We start from the raw sequence: 15,943 nt of genomic DNA, 5'->3' as shown, positions 1-15,943 counted from the left end.
CCTCGATTCCGTCGACCGTCGCGAGGCGCGGCGGTAACTGTATGAAATTCGCCCCCCACGGTCAGTATGGACGTCGCGACCGGCGTCGGAGGTCCCGACGAGGGCGTGTCTTGCGTCAAAAAGAGGACTGTGGAACGTGCCGGCCGAGCCCGGGGACGACGTCGTCCCAGCTGGCGGCAGTTCCCCCGTACGCGTCCACCGGACGCCACCCCCCGCCGGAGGGAACCCCATGCGCACCGTCCTGCGCCGCCCCGACTTCCGACTGCTCTTCGTCGCCCTGCTGGCCAGCATGGCGGCCGAGTCGCTGCTGCTGCTCGCCCTCGCCATCTGGGTCAAGGACCTGACCGGCTCCGACGGGCTGGCCGGCGCGACCATCTTCGCGATCATCGCGCCGATGATCCTGGCCCCGCTGATCGGCTGGGTCGTCGACCGCTACCGTCGCCGACCGTTCTTCGTGGTCGCCAACCTGGGCACGGCGCTGGTGCTCAGCCCGCTCTTCCTGGTCCGTGACCGGGCCGACGTCTGGATCATCTACGTGGTGGCAGCCTGTTACGGGTTGTCCTACCTGACGTTGCACGCGACCCTGAGCGGGCTGCTCCGCCAGATCGTGCCGAGCGAACTGCTGGCCGACGCGAACGGGGCGTTGCAGACCGTCCGGCAGGGCCTGCGCCTGGGTGGCCCGCTCGCCGGGGCGGCCCTGTACGCGGCGGTCGGCGGCTGGCTGCTGACCAGCCTGGCGATGACCGGCTTCGTGGTCGCCGCCGCCGTGGTGGGGCTGCTGCGGGTGACCGAGCACGCGCCCGCCACCGCCACCCTGCGTTGGCCGGCCGAGTTGGGCGCCGGGCTGCGCCACCTCACCCACGAGGCGGCCCTGCGCCGGGCCCTGCTCGGGTACGGGTTGGGCTCACTCGTGATGGGCTTCACCGAATCGCTGATCTTCGCGTACGTCGATCAGGGACTACGCCGGGACGCCGCCTTCGTCGGGGTGCTGATCACCGTGCAGGGGATCGGGGGCCTGGTGGGCGGCCTGCTCTCGCCGACGGTCGTGCGTCGGGTCGGCGAACTGGGGGCGCTCGCCGCCGGGGTGACCCTGTTCGGTCCGGCCGCACTGGCCCTGGCCTGGCCGGACCTGCGCCTCGGGGTGCTGGCCCTGCTGCTCGCCGGGCTGTCCCTGCCACTGACCATGGTCGGGCTGACCACGCTGGTCCAGCGGCGTACCCCGCCGGGACTGCTCGGTCGGGTCACCGCGGCCTCCGAGGCGCTGGTCAGTGGGCCGCAGGCGGTCTCCATCGGGACGGGGGCGCTGCTGGTCGGCGTGTTCGACTACCGGCTGCTCTTCGTCCTGGTGGGGGTGGTCACCACGGTCGCCGGCCTCTGGCTCTGGCAGGGTCGCCGGCTCACCCCGCCGCGGCTGCCCGCCCCGCCGACGCCGGTCCCGCCCGCCCCGGTCCCGTCCACACCGGTCCCGCCCACACCCCCGACGCCGGTCCCGCCCACACCGGCCGCCCACATCCCGGCACCCCGCCGGCCGCTGCCCGATCCCACCATCCACCGGCTCCCCGGTCGGTGACCCCGCAACCGCGGGGAGCGGCCGGCCCGGTGGGGCCGGCCGCTCCCCGCGGCGGGTCGACGGGGTCAGCCCGTGATCGTGGCCAGGTGCTGCTTGACCTGGGTGATGGAGGGGTTGGTCAGGGCACTGCCGTCGGCGAAGCGCAGCGTCGGGACGGTCTGGTTGCCACCGTTGACCTTCATCACGAAGTCGGCGGCCTTCGGGTCCTGCTCGATGTCGACCACCTCGTACCCGATGCCTTCCCGGTCCAGCTGCGACTTCAGCCGGTGGCAGTAGCCGCACCACGGGGTGGAATACATGGTCAACATCGTCGGATCCTCCACGGTTCGCCGCGCCCCGGCCCGGTCAGGCCAGGCTGACCGGTACAACACCGGCCGGAGCTGAGATGATTCCTCGCTGTGGTGGTTCACTCAGCGGAGTCGGTCCTCGCCGGGCTGGATCCGGAGCAGCGGTCGGCGGTGACCGCCCCGGCCGGCCCGGTCTGCATCCTGGCCGGCGCCGGCACCGGCAAGACCCGCGCGGTCACCTCCCGGATCGCCCACCGGGTGCTGACCGGGGAGATCGTCGGACGACACGTGCTGGCGGTCACCTTCACCGCACGGGCCGCCGCCGAGATGCGGGCCCGACTCACCGGGCTCGGGGTGCCCGGGGTGCAGGCGCGGACGTTCCACGCGGCGGCGCTGCGTCAGGTGCGCTACTTCGCGCCCCGGCTACTGTCCGGCCGGGCCATGCCGGAACTGCTGGACAGCAAGGTCCGGGTGGTCACCCTGGCCGCCGCCAAGGTCGGCCTGCGGGCCGACCGGGCCGCCGCCCGGGACCTGTCCGGTGAGATCGAGTGGGCCAAGTCGTCGCTGGTCGAGCCGGGGGACTACGTGGTCGCCGCGGCCCGGGCGCTGCGCGAGACGCCGTACGAGCCGGCGACGGTGGCCGAGGTCTTCACCGCGTACGAACGGTTGAAGCGGTCCTCCGGGGTGATCGACTTCGAGGACATGCTGCGCGCCGCGGTGTGGGGCATCGAGGAGCACCCGGACGTCGCCGAGCAGGTACGCGGCCAGTACCGGCACTTCGTCGTCGACGAGTACCAGGACGTCAACCCGCTCCAGCAGCGGCTGCTCGACGCCTGGCTGGGCGGCCGGGACGACGTGACAGTGGTCGGGGACGCCAGCCAGACGATCTACTCGTTCACCGGGGCCACCTCGGCGTACCTGATCGACTTCCCGCGTCGGCACCGGGCGGCCACGGTGGTCCGGCTGGTGCGTGACTACCGGTCCACCCCGCAGGTCGTCGGGTTGGCCAACGCGGTGATCGGGCAGGCCCGGGGCACCGAGGCGCGGCTGCGGCTGGAGCTGCACGGCCAGCGCCCGCCCGGCCCCGAACCGGAGCTGCGGATCTTCACCGACGAGCCGGCCGAGGCGACCGCGGTGGCGGCCCGCTGCCGGACCCTGGTCGACGGGGGCACCCCGGCCAAGGAGATCGCCGTGCTGTTTCGCACCAACGCCCAGTCGGAGGCGTACGAGAAGGCGTTGACCGAGGTCGGCGTCCCGTACGTGGTGCAGGGGGCGGAGCGGTTCTTCGAGCGTGCCGAGGTACGCCAGGCGATGGTGGCGCTGCGGGCCGCCACCCGGTCGATCCCGGGCGACACCCCGCTGCCGATCGCCGTCCGGGAGGCGTTGACCGCGGTCGGCTGGGCCCCCGACGCCGCCCCGCCCGGTGGTGCCGCCCGGGAGCGCTGGGAGGCCCTCGCCGCCCTGGTCCAGCTCGCCGAGGAGTACGCGGCCAGCCCCGAGGTGCTGCCGATCGGCGAGGCGGCGACGGTGGAACGTCAGGCGACCCTGGCGGACTTCAACGACGAGTTGGCCCGTCGGGCCGCCCAGCAGCACGTGCCGACGGTGGACGGGGTGACCCTGGCCTCCCTGCACTCGGCCAAGGGGCTGGAGTGGGACGCGGTGTTCCTGGTCGGCCTCTCCGAAGGCACCCTGCCCACCTCGTACGCGCGTACCCCGGAGCAGGTCGAGGAGGAGCGGCGGCTGCTCTACGTCGGGATCACCCGGGCCCGGCAGTGGCTCTGGCTGTCGTACGCCTCGGCCCGCTCGCCCGGTGGTCGGGCCCGCCGGCCGTCGCGGTTCCTGCCCCAGCTGGACCGGACCGGTGGGGGCGAGCGGGCCGGTGCGGGCCGGTCGGGCGGGGTGGCCGGGGCGAAACGGGCGGTGGAACGTCGGCGGACCCAGGTGGTGTCCTGCCGGATCTGCGGCGCGACCCTGCTCGCCGGGGCGGACCGCAAACTGGGCCGCTGCCCGACCTGCCCGTCGGACATTGACGAGAATCTTTACGAGCGGTTGGGTGACTGGCGGGCCCGGGTGGCCGGGGCGCAGCGGGTCCCGGCGTACGTGGTCTTCACCGACGCCACCCTGGTCGCGCTGGCCGAACGGCGACCGGGCCGGGTCGAGGAGCTGATCGCCATCGCCGGCATCGGCCCCCGCAAACTCGGCCTGTACGGCGAGGCGGTGCTGGCGTTGGTGGCGGGCGCGACGGTCGACGAGATCGGCCCGGAGAAAACTCTCGAAATCTCGTCGTAAATTCGTTTGCCCTCGCCCCGTGGCGAGGAATAGCCTCAGGACGCACCTCGGGAGCAGCGCCATAACGGCTGCTCACGGGGGCTGAGTCCGAATCGGCACGAGGAACGTGAGGGAGGTGGCAACCGTGGAGATCATCACTTATGAGCGTCCGGCGGCGATGCCAGCTGCCTTCGCTCCGCTGTCGGCTGTCCGGGTGGCCCTTGCCGCTCCGCGACCGTCGAACCCGCAGGTGCACCAGGTCTCGGTTCAGGCCGAGCTGAACCTGACTGTTGCACCCACTGCGGGAGCCGAGGGGACCAGTGGCTTCACGGGTCTGGGCATTGATGTCGCTAAGCAGCGCATGGATGTCCGCGGCGTTCCACCTCGAGGTAGACCGGTCTGACACTCAGACCACCGGCTCACCTCGAGGCCGCGGAACCCGCTCACCGGGATCCGCGGCCTCAGTTTTTTGCCCGTCGAAGTACGTCGGAATTGCGATCCACGAGATCGAAGTGAGAGAGAGGTGACCGGGAGATGAGTCTGGCGTTGGCCCCCCTCGACGTGAGCGTCGAGCTGGAGGCGAACCTGCCCTGCCGGAAGTTCGACCCCGACCTGTGGTTCTCCGACTCGCCCACCGACCTGGAGCTGGCCAAGTCGCTCTGCGGGGACTGCCCGCTGCGCGTCGAGTGCCTGGCCGGTGCGGTCGAGCGGGCCGAGCCCTGGGGCGTCTGGGGCGGCGAGATCTTCGAGCGTGGCGCGGTCGTCCCGCGCAAGCGGCCCCGGGGCCGTCCGCGCAAGGAGGACCTCGCCCGTGACGCGGCCCTTCAGGTCGAGGCCGAGGCGCGGATGGCGGCCAGTGGTGTGGCCACCTCGCGCAGTGCGGTCCGGCTGGCAGCCTGACCTACCCGATCCGTTCCACCCACCCGCCGATGACCATCGGCCGCGAGAAAGTTGACCACGATGCTGCACCTGCCGAACGGAACCGAGATGCAACTACTCCACGAAGCGTTGTCCCGGGCTCGAATGCGCCAGCCTCAGGCCGGTCGTACCACCACGAGCACTGAGGCGCACCGTTCTGCCCGTACCGTCGCGATGAGCAGCCGGAGCCAGTCGGCTCGCGACCTGGGCGTTCTCTAGGACCACCTGCGATACGCGGGGGCGGTGACCGGGTTCCGGTCACCGCCCCCGCGTCGTCCGTCGGCCGGGCCGGCCCGCCGCCGGTCCCGCTGCCGCGCGTCGGTCAGGCCACCGGGGCGAAACCGGGCAGCCAGCGCTCCAGGATGCCCCGGTAGGGCGCCTTCGCCTCCAACTGGCAGAGCACCCCGATCGAGCCCAGCGTCACCCGGTGGATGAGCAGGTACGACGGCGGTAGGTTGAGCTGCCGGCTGAGCTGGAAGGCGGGCGACTTCGGGCTGGCCAGCCGGGTCGCCTCGGCGCGGAGCCAGGCCCGGGTGAACCGGAACTCCTCCTGCGCCACCGGGTCCAGCATGGGCCGGATGTAGTCCAGCAGCGCCTGCGCGTCGATCGGCTCGGTCGCCTTGACGAAGCCTTCCTCGCGTAACCCGGCGACGACCGCGTCGGCGTCGCCACGCAGCGACAACCCGAGCAACCGGCCGATCGGCTCCGGGGTACCCTCGGGCATCCGGGCCACCGCGCCGAAGTCGATCACACCGAGCCGGCCGTCGGGCAGCAACCGGAAGTTGCCCGGGTGCGGGTCGGCGTGCAGCAGCCCGGCCCGGGGCGGGGCGGACAGGTGCAGGGTCGCCATCAGCCGACCGGCGGAGTTGCGCTGCTCGTCGGTGCCCTCCCGGATGATGTCCGCGAGCGGTGTCCCCTCGATCCACTCGGTGACCAGGACCCGGGGCGAGGCGGAGAGCACCGCCGGGATGAAGATCTCCGGGTCGTCGGCGTACGCGGCGGCGAAGGCGCGTTGTGACTCGGCCTCCAGCTCGTAGTCCAACTCCTCGGTGATCCGCTCCCGCAGTTCGGCCAGGAGCGGCTTGACGTCCAGGCCGGGTTGAATGGCCCGGAACATCCCGCCCAGCCGGGAGAGCTGCTTGAGGTCGGCGAGCAGCGCGTCCCCCGCACCCGGGTACTGGATCTTGACGGCGGCGGACCGGGACACCCCGGTCTCCGGGTCCCGCCACACCGCCCGGTGCACCTGGCCGATGCTGGCCGCCGCGGCCGGGGTGTCGTCGAACTCCACGAACCGGTCCCGCCAGTCCGGCCCGAGCTGCTCCGCGAGCACCTTGTGCACGCTCGCCACCGGCAGCGGTGGGGCGGCCTCCTGGAGCTTGGTCAACGCCTGCCGGTAGGGCGCGGCGATCTCGTCAGGCAACGCCGCCTCGAACACCGACAACGCCTGGCCGAACTTCATCGCCCCGCCTTTGAGCTGCCCGAGGACGCTGAACAGCTGCTCGGCGGTGCGTTGCTGGATCTCGGCGGAGATGACGTCGGAGGCGATGCCGGTGACGCGCTTACCCATCCCGAGGACGGTCCGACCGGCGAAGCCGAGCGGCAGAGCGGCGAGCTTGGCGGTCCGGGACACGGCGCGGCGCGGGATGTCGGTCACCTGGCCATTGTTACCGACTTCTCGGCCCCGCTGCTGCTCCAAGCTGGGCTGGGTCGGCGCATACCCCATTCCGCGGGCCCGGTGGGACGCCCACCGCGCTCCCACCCGTCACTGCGGGCGACCGGGGCCGGAGCAGGAACAGCCGGGGTGCGGGGCCCAGGCCCGACGTCGGAACCGGCCGGCCGACCCGATCTCCACCGCGCAGCCCACCGTCTCCGGGGTGCCCCCGTCGACCTGGGCCAGGGCCTCGGCGACCGCATAGCCGACGGCGCTGAGCAGGGTGGCCGTGCCGCAGGACCGGTCGGCCGGGCCGGTGGCGAGCTGCGCGGCCAACCCCGGCCAGCCCGGGTCGCGATCGGTGCGGTGCAGATCCAGACAGTGCAGGCAGGGGCCCACCGGTGGCCGGACCAGGGGACCGACCACCGGCACCCCCTCCCGGAGGGTGAGCAGCAGGTGCGGTTGGCGACGGCGGGCGTACCCGGTGGCGAGCAGGTCCGTCGGGCGGTCCGTGCCGAGGTGCACCACCAGGGCGGCCGGGCGTCGGCCGGCCGGGTGCGTCCGGGTGCCCGGGGCGGTGCGGGCGACGGCGTCCCGGACCGCCTCGGTGAGCGGTCGCCCCACGTCGGTCGCGGCCAACCCGGACCCGACCAGGTCGACCGGGTCCACCGGGCCGGTCAGCTCGGCTGCCACGTGCCCGACACCGGCCTGGGCCAGGGCCACGGCGACCGGTGCGCCGAGCCGGCCGGCCCCGGCCACCACCACCCGGGCGGCGCGTCGTCGGCGGAGCACCTGGGCAGGGGTGCCGGGCAGGGCGGGCGCGGCCAGGGCGAGTGCTGCGGCCTCCGCGGCGAGCCGGAGCCGGTCCGGGCCGGTCAGCTCGCGGGGGAGCAGGGTGTGCGCCGGTACGACCAGCCCGGCCGCGTGCAGCGTGTCGATCAACCCGCGCGCCTGGCCGGGGTCGATCTGGGCGTGCACCGCGTCCGCCAGGACGCCGCGGACGCTCCGGGTGCCGTCGAGCAGGTCGAGCAGCCGGGTGACCCGCGAATCGGTCACTTCCAGCAGCACGGCCCGACCCGGGTTCAACCCCAGTTGCAGGGTGTGCCGGTCGCGCCAGAGCCGGGTCAGACCCGGCACCAGTACGGGGCGGAGTAGTGCAGCGTCGCTGGGTGCGGGAGGAGAGGGGGCCACGATGACGAATCGTGACCGAATCCCTGCGGTGAGTCGATCGTTGTCCACAGGTGCGCAGCGCCAGATCCAGCGTTGTCCACAGGAGTTGGCGGGTTATCCACAGCTCACCGCGCGTCATGTCGGGCAGCTGACAGATCGCCCGGCGGGGGAGTGGGCGGCTGCTGTGGGCCGGCCGTCCGGTGGGCGCTGCCCTGCGATCGGTGCGCGCTGCCCTCCGCTCGGCGGGCGCTGCCCACCGATCGGAGGGCGTCGTCGCGGATCGGTCGGCCGGGTCGTCTCCGTGGGCTGGCTGGACGTGCCGGAGGGGCGGCCGACCGGCCGCCCCTCCGGCGTCGTACCCGGACGGGTCAGACCTTGGCCTTGCCCAGGATGCGGTTCACTGTTGTGCCGCACACCGGACACTTGCCCTTGGCCATGTTCATCCCGGTCTTCGAGACCTCGACGTGCCCCTCGAAGTCCCGCTTCTCCTTGCACTTCACGCAGTAACCGTTGTAGGTCTGGGCCTGGTCGGCCACGGTAGCCTCCTCGTCTCGTCCGCCGGGCACGTCGGTCCGGCGGTTCTCCCGGCGGCGGGCCACGCGGGGCGCGGCGCCGGGTCCTTCTCCGCGGCCACCCACGTGACCGCCGGTTGGCGGACCCTACCCAGCTCTGGGCGGTTCCATGTCAGCTGTGCATCGACACTGTGAGCAAGTCGACGTCGAGAGTGTGCATCCCGAAATAGGCGGGATAAGTGAGTTTGCCGGGGACACGCCGTGTGGAGTGCCAGGGGAGGTCCCCCGGACGGGGGTGCGGCGACGCTACCGGAGCTGATCAACTACGGTGGAGATCGCGCCCGGTGGGGGGCGGTCGGTCTCGCCACGAAGGGTGACGAGGGTCCAGCCTCATGGTCACCACCAGTTTTTTTCGGACTCCTTACTACTAACCCCCATTTTCTGGGCGCGTGTCGGGGTGTTGACCCTTGCGGACCCCTGGTCAGTACGCATTAGCTTTCCCTCGTGGCAGGAAACCACGGCTGCGCGGCCCACTGATGGCGGCGCGGAAGCCAGTCGTCGAGGTACGGCGCAGTCAGCGCCGGCGACGGACGGTGTCCGCCTACCGGGACGGCGAACGGGTCGTGGTGCTCATCCCGGACCAGTTCTCCCGAGCCGAGGAGAGCGAGTGGGTCGACCGGATGCTCGCCCGGCTCGCCGCCCGGGAGGGCCGGTTGGCCCGCAACGACAACGAGCTGCTCGACCGGGCCCTCCGCCTGATCAACCTGTACCTGTCCGACCAGGGCGGAGAGACCCTGCCGGCCAGCGTCCGGTGGGTCACCAACCAGAACGGCCGATGGGGGTCCTGCACCCCCGCCGACCGGACCATCCGGATCTCGCACCGGCTCCAGGACATGCCCGAGTGGGTGCTCGACTACGTGCTGCTGCACGAGTTGGCGCACCTCATCGTGCCGAGCCACAACGCCCGCTTCTGGGCCCTGGTCGGCCGGTACGCCAAGACCGAACGGGCCCGGGGCTATCTGGAGGGCGTGGCCGCCGCCTCGGCCGTCCCGGTGGCCGGCTGACCGCAACCCCCGTCGACCGTCCGGCCGTGGGTCGATCGACTCGTCCAGGTGCAGATCGACTCGTCCGGGCGCAGGTAGCGGGGTCCGCCGGGCGTCGACGCCACCACTTCGGCCCACAGGAGTCGATCACCCGCAGGGTGCCCACTACAGTCGGGGAATGCTCCGACGGGTGGTGGTGGCGTTGCTCGCTCCGGTCGCCTGGTCGCCGCCCGGCGTCGAGCTGACGCGCTGGCGTACCGCGCTGGCCGAGGACGTGGTGGACCTGTTCGCCACCCTCGCCGAGGTGGAGACCGCGCTCGCGGTCACCCCGGCCGACCGCTGGCTGGCCGACGCGGTGCGCTGGCCCGACACCCCCGTGTACGAGGTGCCCGAGCCGACCGTCGACGCCGTGCTGGCCGCCCTCGACGGGTACGACCAGGCTGCCGTGGTCGTCGCCGACGCCCCCGACCTGCCGGGGCTCACCCTCGGCAAGCTGCTCCGACCGCTGACCAGTCGACCCGTCGCCGTCGCTCCGGTCGAGGGCGGTGGCCCCGGGCTGCTCGGCGTGGCGTGCCGGTTACCCGTACCCGGCTGGCTGCCGGCGCTGGACCTGGACGCCGCCGGGCCGGCGGACCTGCGGCGCGCGGCGCCCGCCCCGACCGACGTGGCGGTCACCCCCGGCTGGCACCGGCTGCGCGGCCCGGCCGACCTGGCCGCCCTCGACCCGGCCGTCGAGGGCTGGGAGGCGACCCGCGCCCTGCTCTCCGGCCACCGCACCTGACCGGCCACCGCACCTGACGACCAACGGCGACCGGCCGGGCCTGCCCGGGGATCGGGCGGGTCCGGCCGGTGTCGCGGCTGGTCCGCAGCGGTCAGGGCCGGTCGGTGTCGCCGTCGGTGTCGTCGGGGCGGGGACGGCTGCCCGGCGCCTGCTCCTCGGGGCCGCCGGGAGCGGTGAAGTCGAAGGTGGCCAGCTCGTCGTCGAGATCCGTCGAGGTGGTCGCGAAGGCCACCGGGTCGGCGAAGTCCGCGTCCGACGGGAGCAGGTCGGGGTGGCCCCAGACCGCGTCCCGGCCGGCGATGCCCCGGTGCTCGGTCAGCGCCGCCCAGAGCGCCGACGCCTCCCGCAGCCGGCGCGGTCGCAGCTCCAGGCCGACCAGCGCGGCGAAGGTCTGCTCGGCCGGCCCACCGGCCGCCCGGCGGCGACGGAACGCCTCGCCGAGGCGGACCACGTTGGGCAGCCGGTCGGCCGCCGCGCTGTCCACCACGTGGCAGACCCAGCCCTCGACCAGCGCGAGCGCCGTCTCCAACCGGGCCAGGGACGCCTTCTGCGCCGGGGTGTCCTCCGGGGTGAAGATCCCCTCCAGGGCGATCGCCTGCATCGACTCCGGGTCGGTCGGGTCGACCCGGCCCATCGCCTCCTCGATCGCCTCCCGGTTGACCCGGATGCCCGACGCGTAGTTCTCCACCGCGGTCAGCACGTGCCCGCGCAGCCACGGGACGTGCTCGAAGAGCCGCTGGTGGGCCGCCTCGCGCAGGGCCACGTAGAGGCGTACCTCGTCCTCGGGCAGCTCCAGGCCCTCGCCGTACACCCGGATGTTGGCCGGGATCAGCGCGGCGGTGCCGGCCGGGCCGAGCGGCAGGCCGATGTCACCGGCGGAGAGCACCTCGGCGGCGAGCTGCCCGAGGGCCTGGCCGAGCTGGCCGCCGAAGAGCGCGCCACCCAGGGTGGCGACCATCGACTGCATCGGGCCGAGTTGGGCGCGGGCCTCCGGCGGGACCAGGTCACCCATCGCGCCGACCATCCGGCTGGCGACCGGGTCGCAGAGCTTGCGCCAGACGTCAAGCGTCTTGTAGATCCACTCGTTGCGGTTCCACGCCACGGAGAGGCGGATGCCGGTCGGCCAGGCCGACGCCGGCTCCAGCCAGAGGTCGGCCAGCCGCAGCGCCTCCTCCACCGCGTGCCGCTCGTACGGTGAGGCCATCGGGTCACCCGTGGCCGCGAGCTGGCTGGCGGCCACCTGGCGGGCCAGGTCCCAGTTGACCGGCCCGCTGCCCGGCGCGGAGAGCAGGTGCTGCAACTGCGACATGAACTGCTGCATCTGCGCGGGATCGTTGGGGTCTGGTGGTTGCCCACCCGGGAGCGCGAAACCGAACGGAATATCAGGCACGACGTCTACGGTACGCGCGCCGCGCCCCTGGTAGCCGCCGTCGGCGTTGCGCTGAGGGCGAAGTCCGCCGTAGCCTGCCGGACCCGCCGCCCCCGGTCGGTACGCTCTGCCGCATGAGACGTCGTGGCGTGACCGTCCTCCTCGGTGCTCTGCTCACCACCCTGCTGAGCATCGGCGTGCTCGGCGCGCCCATCCCGTACGTGGTGCTCGGCCCCGGGCCGACGGTGAACACCCTCGGCACCTCCGACGGCCGGGAGGTCATCCAGGTCACCGGCCGGGAGACGTCCACCTCCGCCGGTCAGCTCCGGATGACCACGGTCGGCGTGCAGCCGACGGTGAAGCTGCGTGCCGCGATCGTCGGTTGGCTGTCTAAGGACGAGGCGGTGGTCCCCCGGGAACTGGTCTACCCGCCGGGCGAGTCGCAGGAGGAGGTCGAGAAGCGCAACGCCGAGGACTTCCAGAACTCGCAGAGCAGCGCCGAGACCGCCGCGCTGGTCAAGCTCGGCTACCCGGTCGAGGTGGTGGCGAAGGAGGTCGCCGCGGACGGGCCGGCGGCCGGTTCGCTCAAGGCCGGCGACGTGGTCACCACCGTCGACGGCGCGAAGGTCACCTCGGCGTCCCGGCTGGTCGAGCTGGTCCGGGGCAAGCCCGCCGGCACCGCGCTGACCATCGGGTACGTCCGCGACGGCGCCCCCGGCACCGCCACCGTGACCAGCCGGGAGTCCGACGGCCGACCCCGGATCGGGGTGGTCCCCGACCAGCGGCAGCCGCACCCGTTCACCCTGAAGATCGACCTGAAGGACATCGGTGGTCCGAGCGCCGGGCTGATGTTCGCCCTCGGCATCATCGACAAGCTCAAGCCCGAGGACCTGACCGGCGGGAAGGTCATCGCCGGCACCGGCACCATCGACGACGAGGGTCGGGTCGGCCCGATCGGCGGCATCGCCCAGAAGCTGGTCGGGGCGAAGAAGGCCGGGGCCAAGGCGTTCCTGGTGCCCGCCGACAACTGTGCCGAGGCGGTCCGCAACCCGCAGCCCGGCCTGCCCATGCTCAAGGTCGGTTCGCTGGACGAGGCATTGACCGCGTTGGACGCCCTGCGCGCCGGTGCGGAGCCGACCCGCTGCTGAGGGCGGGCACGCCGGACAGGCCGGGCACGACCTGACCCGTGACGTTCAGGAACACCCCGTACTCTGGGTGCCTGTCCGGAGCCGATCACATCGAGCGTGCGGAGCCAAACAGTGGCCATGCGTAGCAGCCCCCTGCCGAGGATGAGTCGGCGCGGACGCGTCACCATCGGCGTCCTGGTCGGGGTGTTCCTCCTGTTCACCCTTCTGGGCTGGGGGGTGCAGGCGTGGACCGACTGGCTCTGGTTCGACGAGGTCCGCTACACCCAGGTCTTCACCGGCGTGCTGCTGACCCGGACGCTGCTCTTCCTGACCGTCGGGCTGGGCCTGGCCGCGTTCGTCGGCGGCAACCTGTGGTTGGCGTACCGGCTGCGGCCGACGTTGCGCCCACACTCGCTGGAGCAGGCCACCCTCGAGCGGTACCGGATGCTGCTCGCCCCCCGGATCGGCACCTGGATCAGCCTGACCGCCGTGGTGCTCGGCCTGTTCGCCGGGCTCTCCGCGCAGGGCCGCTGGACCCAGTGGCTGCTGTTCCGTAACGGTGGCGACTTCGGCGTCAAGGACCCGGAGTTCGGCATCGACGTCGGCTTCTACGTCTTCCAGTTGCCGTTCTGGCGTTACCTGCTCGGGGTCGGCTTCACCGCCGTGGTGCTGGCCCTGATCGGCGCGCTGGCGGTGCACTACATCTTCGGCGGGGTACGCCTGCAGGGCGTCGGCGACCGGATGACAGGCGCCGCGCGGGCCCACCTGAGCACGCTGGTCGCGGTCTTCGTCCTACTCAAGGCCATCGCGTACGTGCTGGACCGGCGGGCCATGCTGCTGGAGTACAACGAGGGCGCCAAGCTGTACGGCGCGGGCTACGCCGACGTCAACGCGCTGCTGCCGGCCAAGGAGATCCTGGCGTACATCTCGGTGGTGGTGGCGATCGCCATCATCGTCTTCTCCAACGCGGTGATGCGGAACCTGGTCTGGCCGGGCATCTCGCTGGCCCTGCTCGGGGTCTCCGCCGTCGCGATCGGCGGCATCTACCCGTGGGCGGTGCAGACCTTCGAGGTCAAGCCGAGCGCCCGGGACAAGGAGGCCCCGTACATCCAGCGCAGCATCGACGCCACCCGCGCCGCGTTCGACATATCCGAGGTGCAGACCAAGGGGTACGCGGCCAGCAACCTGGTCCCCCCGCCCAGCCTGGCCACCGACACCTCGGTGGTGCCGAACGTCCGGCTGCTCGACCCGCAGCTGGTCTCCGAGACGTACACCCAGCTCCAGCAGGTCCGGGGGTTCTACGACTTCGGTCCCAAGCTGGACATCGACCGCTACTCGGTGGAGAACAAGACCTCCGACTACGTGGTCGGGGTCCGGGAGATCAACTACGGCGAGCTGACCGACCAGCAGAACAACTGGATCAACCGGCACACCGTCTACACCCACGGCTACGGCCTGGTCGCGGCCCCGGCCAACCAGGTGGTCTGCGGCGGGCAGCCGTACTTCGTCTCCGGCTTCCTCGGCGAGAAGGCGCAGGAGGCGTGCTCCTCGCAGGCCGAGCAGATCCCGGCCAGCCAGCCGCGGATCTACTACGGCGAGCGGATGCAGGCCGACGACTACGCCATCGTCGGGCAGACCGAGAAGGGCAAGAACGCCGAGTTCGACCGGCCCACCCCGACCACCGGCGGCGAGCAGTACTACACCTACACCGGTGAGGGCGGCGTCGAGATCGGCTCGTTCACCAGGCGGCTGCTCTACTCGATCAAGGAGCAGGAGACGAACTTCCTGCTCTCCGAGGCGGTCAACGACAACTCCAAGCTGCTGTACGTGCGTAACCCCCGGGACCGGGTGGAGAAGGTCGCCCCGTTCCTCACCCTGGACGGCGACCCGTACCCGGCGGTGGTGGGCGGCAAGGTCCAGTGGATCATCGACGGCTACACCACGGCGGCGACCTACCCGTACGCCGAGCGGATCAACCTCCAGCAGGAGACCACCGACGAGCTGACCAACCGGGGCACCTTCCAGCTGGCCCGGGAGAACGTCAACTACATGCGCAACTCGGTGAAGGCCACCGTCGACGCGTACGACGGCACGGTCCGCCTCTACGAGTTCGACGACGGCGACCCGGTGCTCAAGGCGTGGAACAAGGCGTTCGGCGGGGACCTGGTGCTGCCCAAGAGCGCCATCCCGGCCGACCTGGCCGCGCACTTCCGCTACCCGGCCGACATGTTCAAGGTGCAGCGCAACCTGCTCACCAAGTTCCACGTCACCAACCCCGGCGACTTCTACTCCGGCCAGGACTTCTGGCAGGTGCCCAACGTGCCGGACGCGCCGGACAGCGGGCAGAAGCAGCCGCCGTACTACCTGTTCACCAAGTTCCCCAACCAGGACGCCCCACGGTTCCAGCTCACCTCGGCGGTCACCCCGAACGGCCGGCAGAACCTCGCCGCGCTGATCTCCGGGTCGTACGTCGACGGGCAGCCGAAGCTGGAGGTGCTGGAGCTGCCGGACCAGACCCGGATCTCCGGCCCGGTGCAGGTGCACCAGCAGATGACCAACAACGCGACCATCCGGACCGAGCTGAACCTGCTCTCCTCCAACCAGGCGCAGGTGCAGTACGGCAACCTGCTGTCGTTGCCGTTCGCCGACGGCATGCTCTACGTCGAGCCGGTCTACGTCAAGAGCAACCAGCAGGACGCGTACCCGCTGTTGCAGAAGGTGCTCCTGTCCTACGGCGACGGCGGCTCGTACGTGGTGCTGGCCAACAACATCACCGACGGCATCAAGCAGCTCGTCGAGCAGGGCAAACGGGCCGGGCAGGGGAGCACCCCACCACCGAGCGGGGAAACGCCGCCCCCGCCGACCTCCCCCTCGGCCTCGCCTTCCGCCTCGCCCTCGGCGGGGGCGGGCAGCCCGCCGCCCGGCGGTGACCTGGCCGCCGCCGCGCAGCGGGTCCAGACGGCGATCGCCGAGGTCAAGGCCGCGCAGGCGTCCGGCGACTTCGAGCGGTACGGCCGGGCGTTGAAGGCGCTGGACGAGGCGATCACCGCCTTCCAGCAGGCTCAGCAGGGCAACCCGGCGGCCCCGTCCGGCGGCAACCCACCCGCCACGCCGGCACCGTCCTCCGGCGGCTGACCCACCCGCTCCCGCGTCGACGGGCCCCACGATCCGAGTCGGGATCGGGGGCCCGTCGACGTTGCGGCCGGTCGCCCCGCCACCGGCGACGCCGCTGCCCGTCCCCGGCGCA

The 15,943-nt window shown here is 72.3% G+C and carries 13 protein-coding genes; 8 read left to right on the top strand and 5 right to left on the bottom strand.

Annotated elements, in window-relative coordinates:
• Nucleotides 1-229 precede the first annotated feature (229 nt).
• The gene (locus AB0C22_RS13845; RefSeq protein ID WP_208568066.1) at nucleotides 230-1,570 is read left to right on the top strand and encodes an MFS transporter; all 1,341 of its coding nucleotides are present in this window, start codon (nucleotides 230-232) and stop codon (nucleotides 1,568-1,570) included.
• Between the two features lie 65 nt (nucleotides 1,571-1,635).
• On the opposite strand, the gene AB0C22_RS13840 is transcribed toward AB0C22_RS13845, so the two are convergent.
• Complete coding sequence (locus AB0C22_RS13840) at nucleotides 1,636-1,878, bottom strand: mycoredoxin (RefSeq protein WP_219464589.1); 243 nt, start codon at nucleotides 1,876-1,878, stop codon at nucleotides 1,636-1,638.
• Between the two features lie 90 nt (nucleotides 1,879-1,968).
• Here AB0C22_RS13840 and AB0C22_RS13835 point away from each other — a divergent pair, with 90 nt between their 5' ends.
• The 3 genes from AB0C22_RS13835 to AB0C22_RS13825 all read left to right on the top strand — a co-directional run bounded on the left by AB0C22_RS13835 (nucleotide 1,969) and on the right by AB0C22_RS13825 (nucleotide 5,025).
• A complete protein-coding gene (locus AB0C22_RS13835; RefSeq protein ID WP_208568068.1) occupies nucleotides 1,969-4,146 on the top strand; it encodes an ATP-dependent DNA helicase UvrD2 in 2,178 nt (725 codons plus the stop codon).
• Nucleotides 4,147-4,270: 124 nt separating this feature from the next.
• Complete coding sequence (locus AB0C22_RS13830) at nucleotides 4,271-4,528, top strand: hypothetical protein (protein ID WP_219464588.1); 258 nt, start codon at nucleotides 4,271-4,273, stop codon at nucleotides 4,526-4,528.
• Nucleotides 4,529-4,659: 131 nt separating this feature from the next.
• Nucleotides 4,660-5,025, top strand: coding sequence for a WhiB family transcriptional regulator (locus AB0C22_RS13825; RefSeq protein ID WP_208568070.1), 366 nt, complete (start codon nucleotides 4,660-4,662; stop codon nucleotides 5,023-5,025).
• Between the two features lie 340 nt (nucleotides 5,026-5,365).
• On the opposite strand, the gene AB0C22_RS13820 is transcribed toward AB0C22_RS13825, so the two are convergent.
• The 3 genes from AB0C22_RS13820 to AB0C22_RS13810 all read right to left on the bottom strand — a co-directional run bounded on the left by AB0C22_RS13820 (nucleotide 5,366) and on the right by AB0C22_RS13810 (nucleotide 8,400).
• A complete protein-coding gene (locus tag AB0C22_RS13820; RefSeq protein ID WP_208568071.1) occupies nucleotides 5,366-6,697 on the bottom strand; it encodes an AarF/ABC1/UbiB kinase family protein in 1,332 nt (443 codons plus the stop codon).
• A gap of 108 nt (nucleotides 6,698-6,805) precedes the next feature.
• Nucleotides 6,806-7,885 carry a ThiF family adenylyltransferase gene (locus tag AB0C22_RS13815; RefSeq protein ID WP_219464587.1) on the bottom strand — a complete coding sequence of 360 codons (1,080 nt, stop codon included), beginning with the start codon at nucleotides 7,883-7,885 and terminating at the stop codon, nucleotides 6,806-6,808.
• A gap of 347 nt (nucleotides 7,886-8,232) precedes the next feature.
• Complete coding sequence (locus AB0C22_RS13810; protein WP_007464795.1) at nucleotides 8,233-8,400, bottom strand: DUF5679 domain-containing protein; 168 nt, start codon at nucleotides 8,398-8,400, stop codon at nucleotides 8,233-8,235.
• Between the two features lie 509 nt (nucleotides 8,401-8,909).
• Here AB0C22_RS13810 and AB0C22_RS13805 point away from each other — a divergent pair.
• Together AB0C22_RS13805 and AB0C22_RS13800 are read left to right on the top strand one after the other, a co-directional pair.
• Nucleotides 8,910-9,440: a M48 family metallopeptidase gene (locus AB0C22_RS13805; protein ID WP_208568143.1), complete on the top strand. Its 531-nt coding sequence runs from the start codon at nucleotides 8,910-8,912 to the stop codon at nucleotides 9,438-9,440.
• A 157-nt stretch (nucleotides 9,441-9,597) separates the two neighbouring features.
• Entirely contained in the window at nucleotides 9,598-10,200 is a 603-nt protein-coding gene (locus AB0C22_RS13800) for a hypothetical protein (protein WP_219464585.1), read from the top strand.
• Nucleotides 10,201-10,291: 91 nt separating this feature from the next.
• On the opposite strand, the gene AB0C22_RS13795 is transcribed toward AB0C22_RS13800, so the two are convergent.
• Nucleotides 10,292-11,590: a zinc-dependent metalloprotease gene (locus AB0C22_RS13795; protein WP_357535142.1), complete on the bottom strand. Its 1,299-nt coding sequence runs from the start codon at nucleotides 11,588-11,590 to the stop codon at nucleotides 10,292-10,294.
• A 113-nt stretch (nucleotides 11,591-11,703) separates the two neighbouring features.
• On the opposite strand from AB0C22_RS13795, the gene AB0C22_RS13790 reads away from it, so the two are divergent.
• Both AB0C22_RS13790 and AB0C22_RS13785 read left to right on the top strand, forming a co-directional pair.
• Nucleotides 11,704-12,717: a PDZ domain-containing protein gene (locus AB0C22_RS13790; RefSeq protein ID WP_219464583.1), complete on the top strand. Its 1,014-nt coding sequence runs from the start codon at nucleotides 11,704-11,706 to the stop codon at nucleotides 12,715-12,717.
• A gap of 117 nt (nucleotides 12,718-12,834) precedes the next feature.
• Nucleotides 12,835-15,831 (top strand): UPF0182 family protein, encoded by a 2,997-nt coding sequence (locus AB0C22_RS13785; RefSeq protein ID WP_357535140.1) that lies wholly within the window; start codon nucleotides 12,835-12,837, stop codon nucleotides 15,829-15,831.
• Nucleotides 15,832-15,943 lie beyond the last annotated feature (112 nt).

The sequence above is a fragment of the Micromonospora sp. NPDC048894 genome (assembly GCF_040649765.1).
Classification (GTDB): Bacteria; Actinomycetota; Actinomycetes; order Mycobacteriales; family Micromonosporaceae; genus Micromonospora; species Micromonospora antibiotica.
This window is presented reverse-complemented; position numbering and strand designations above follow the sequence as displayed.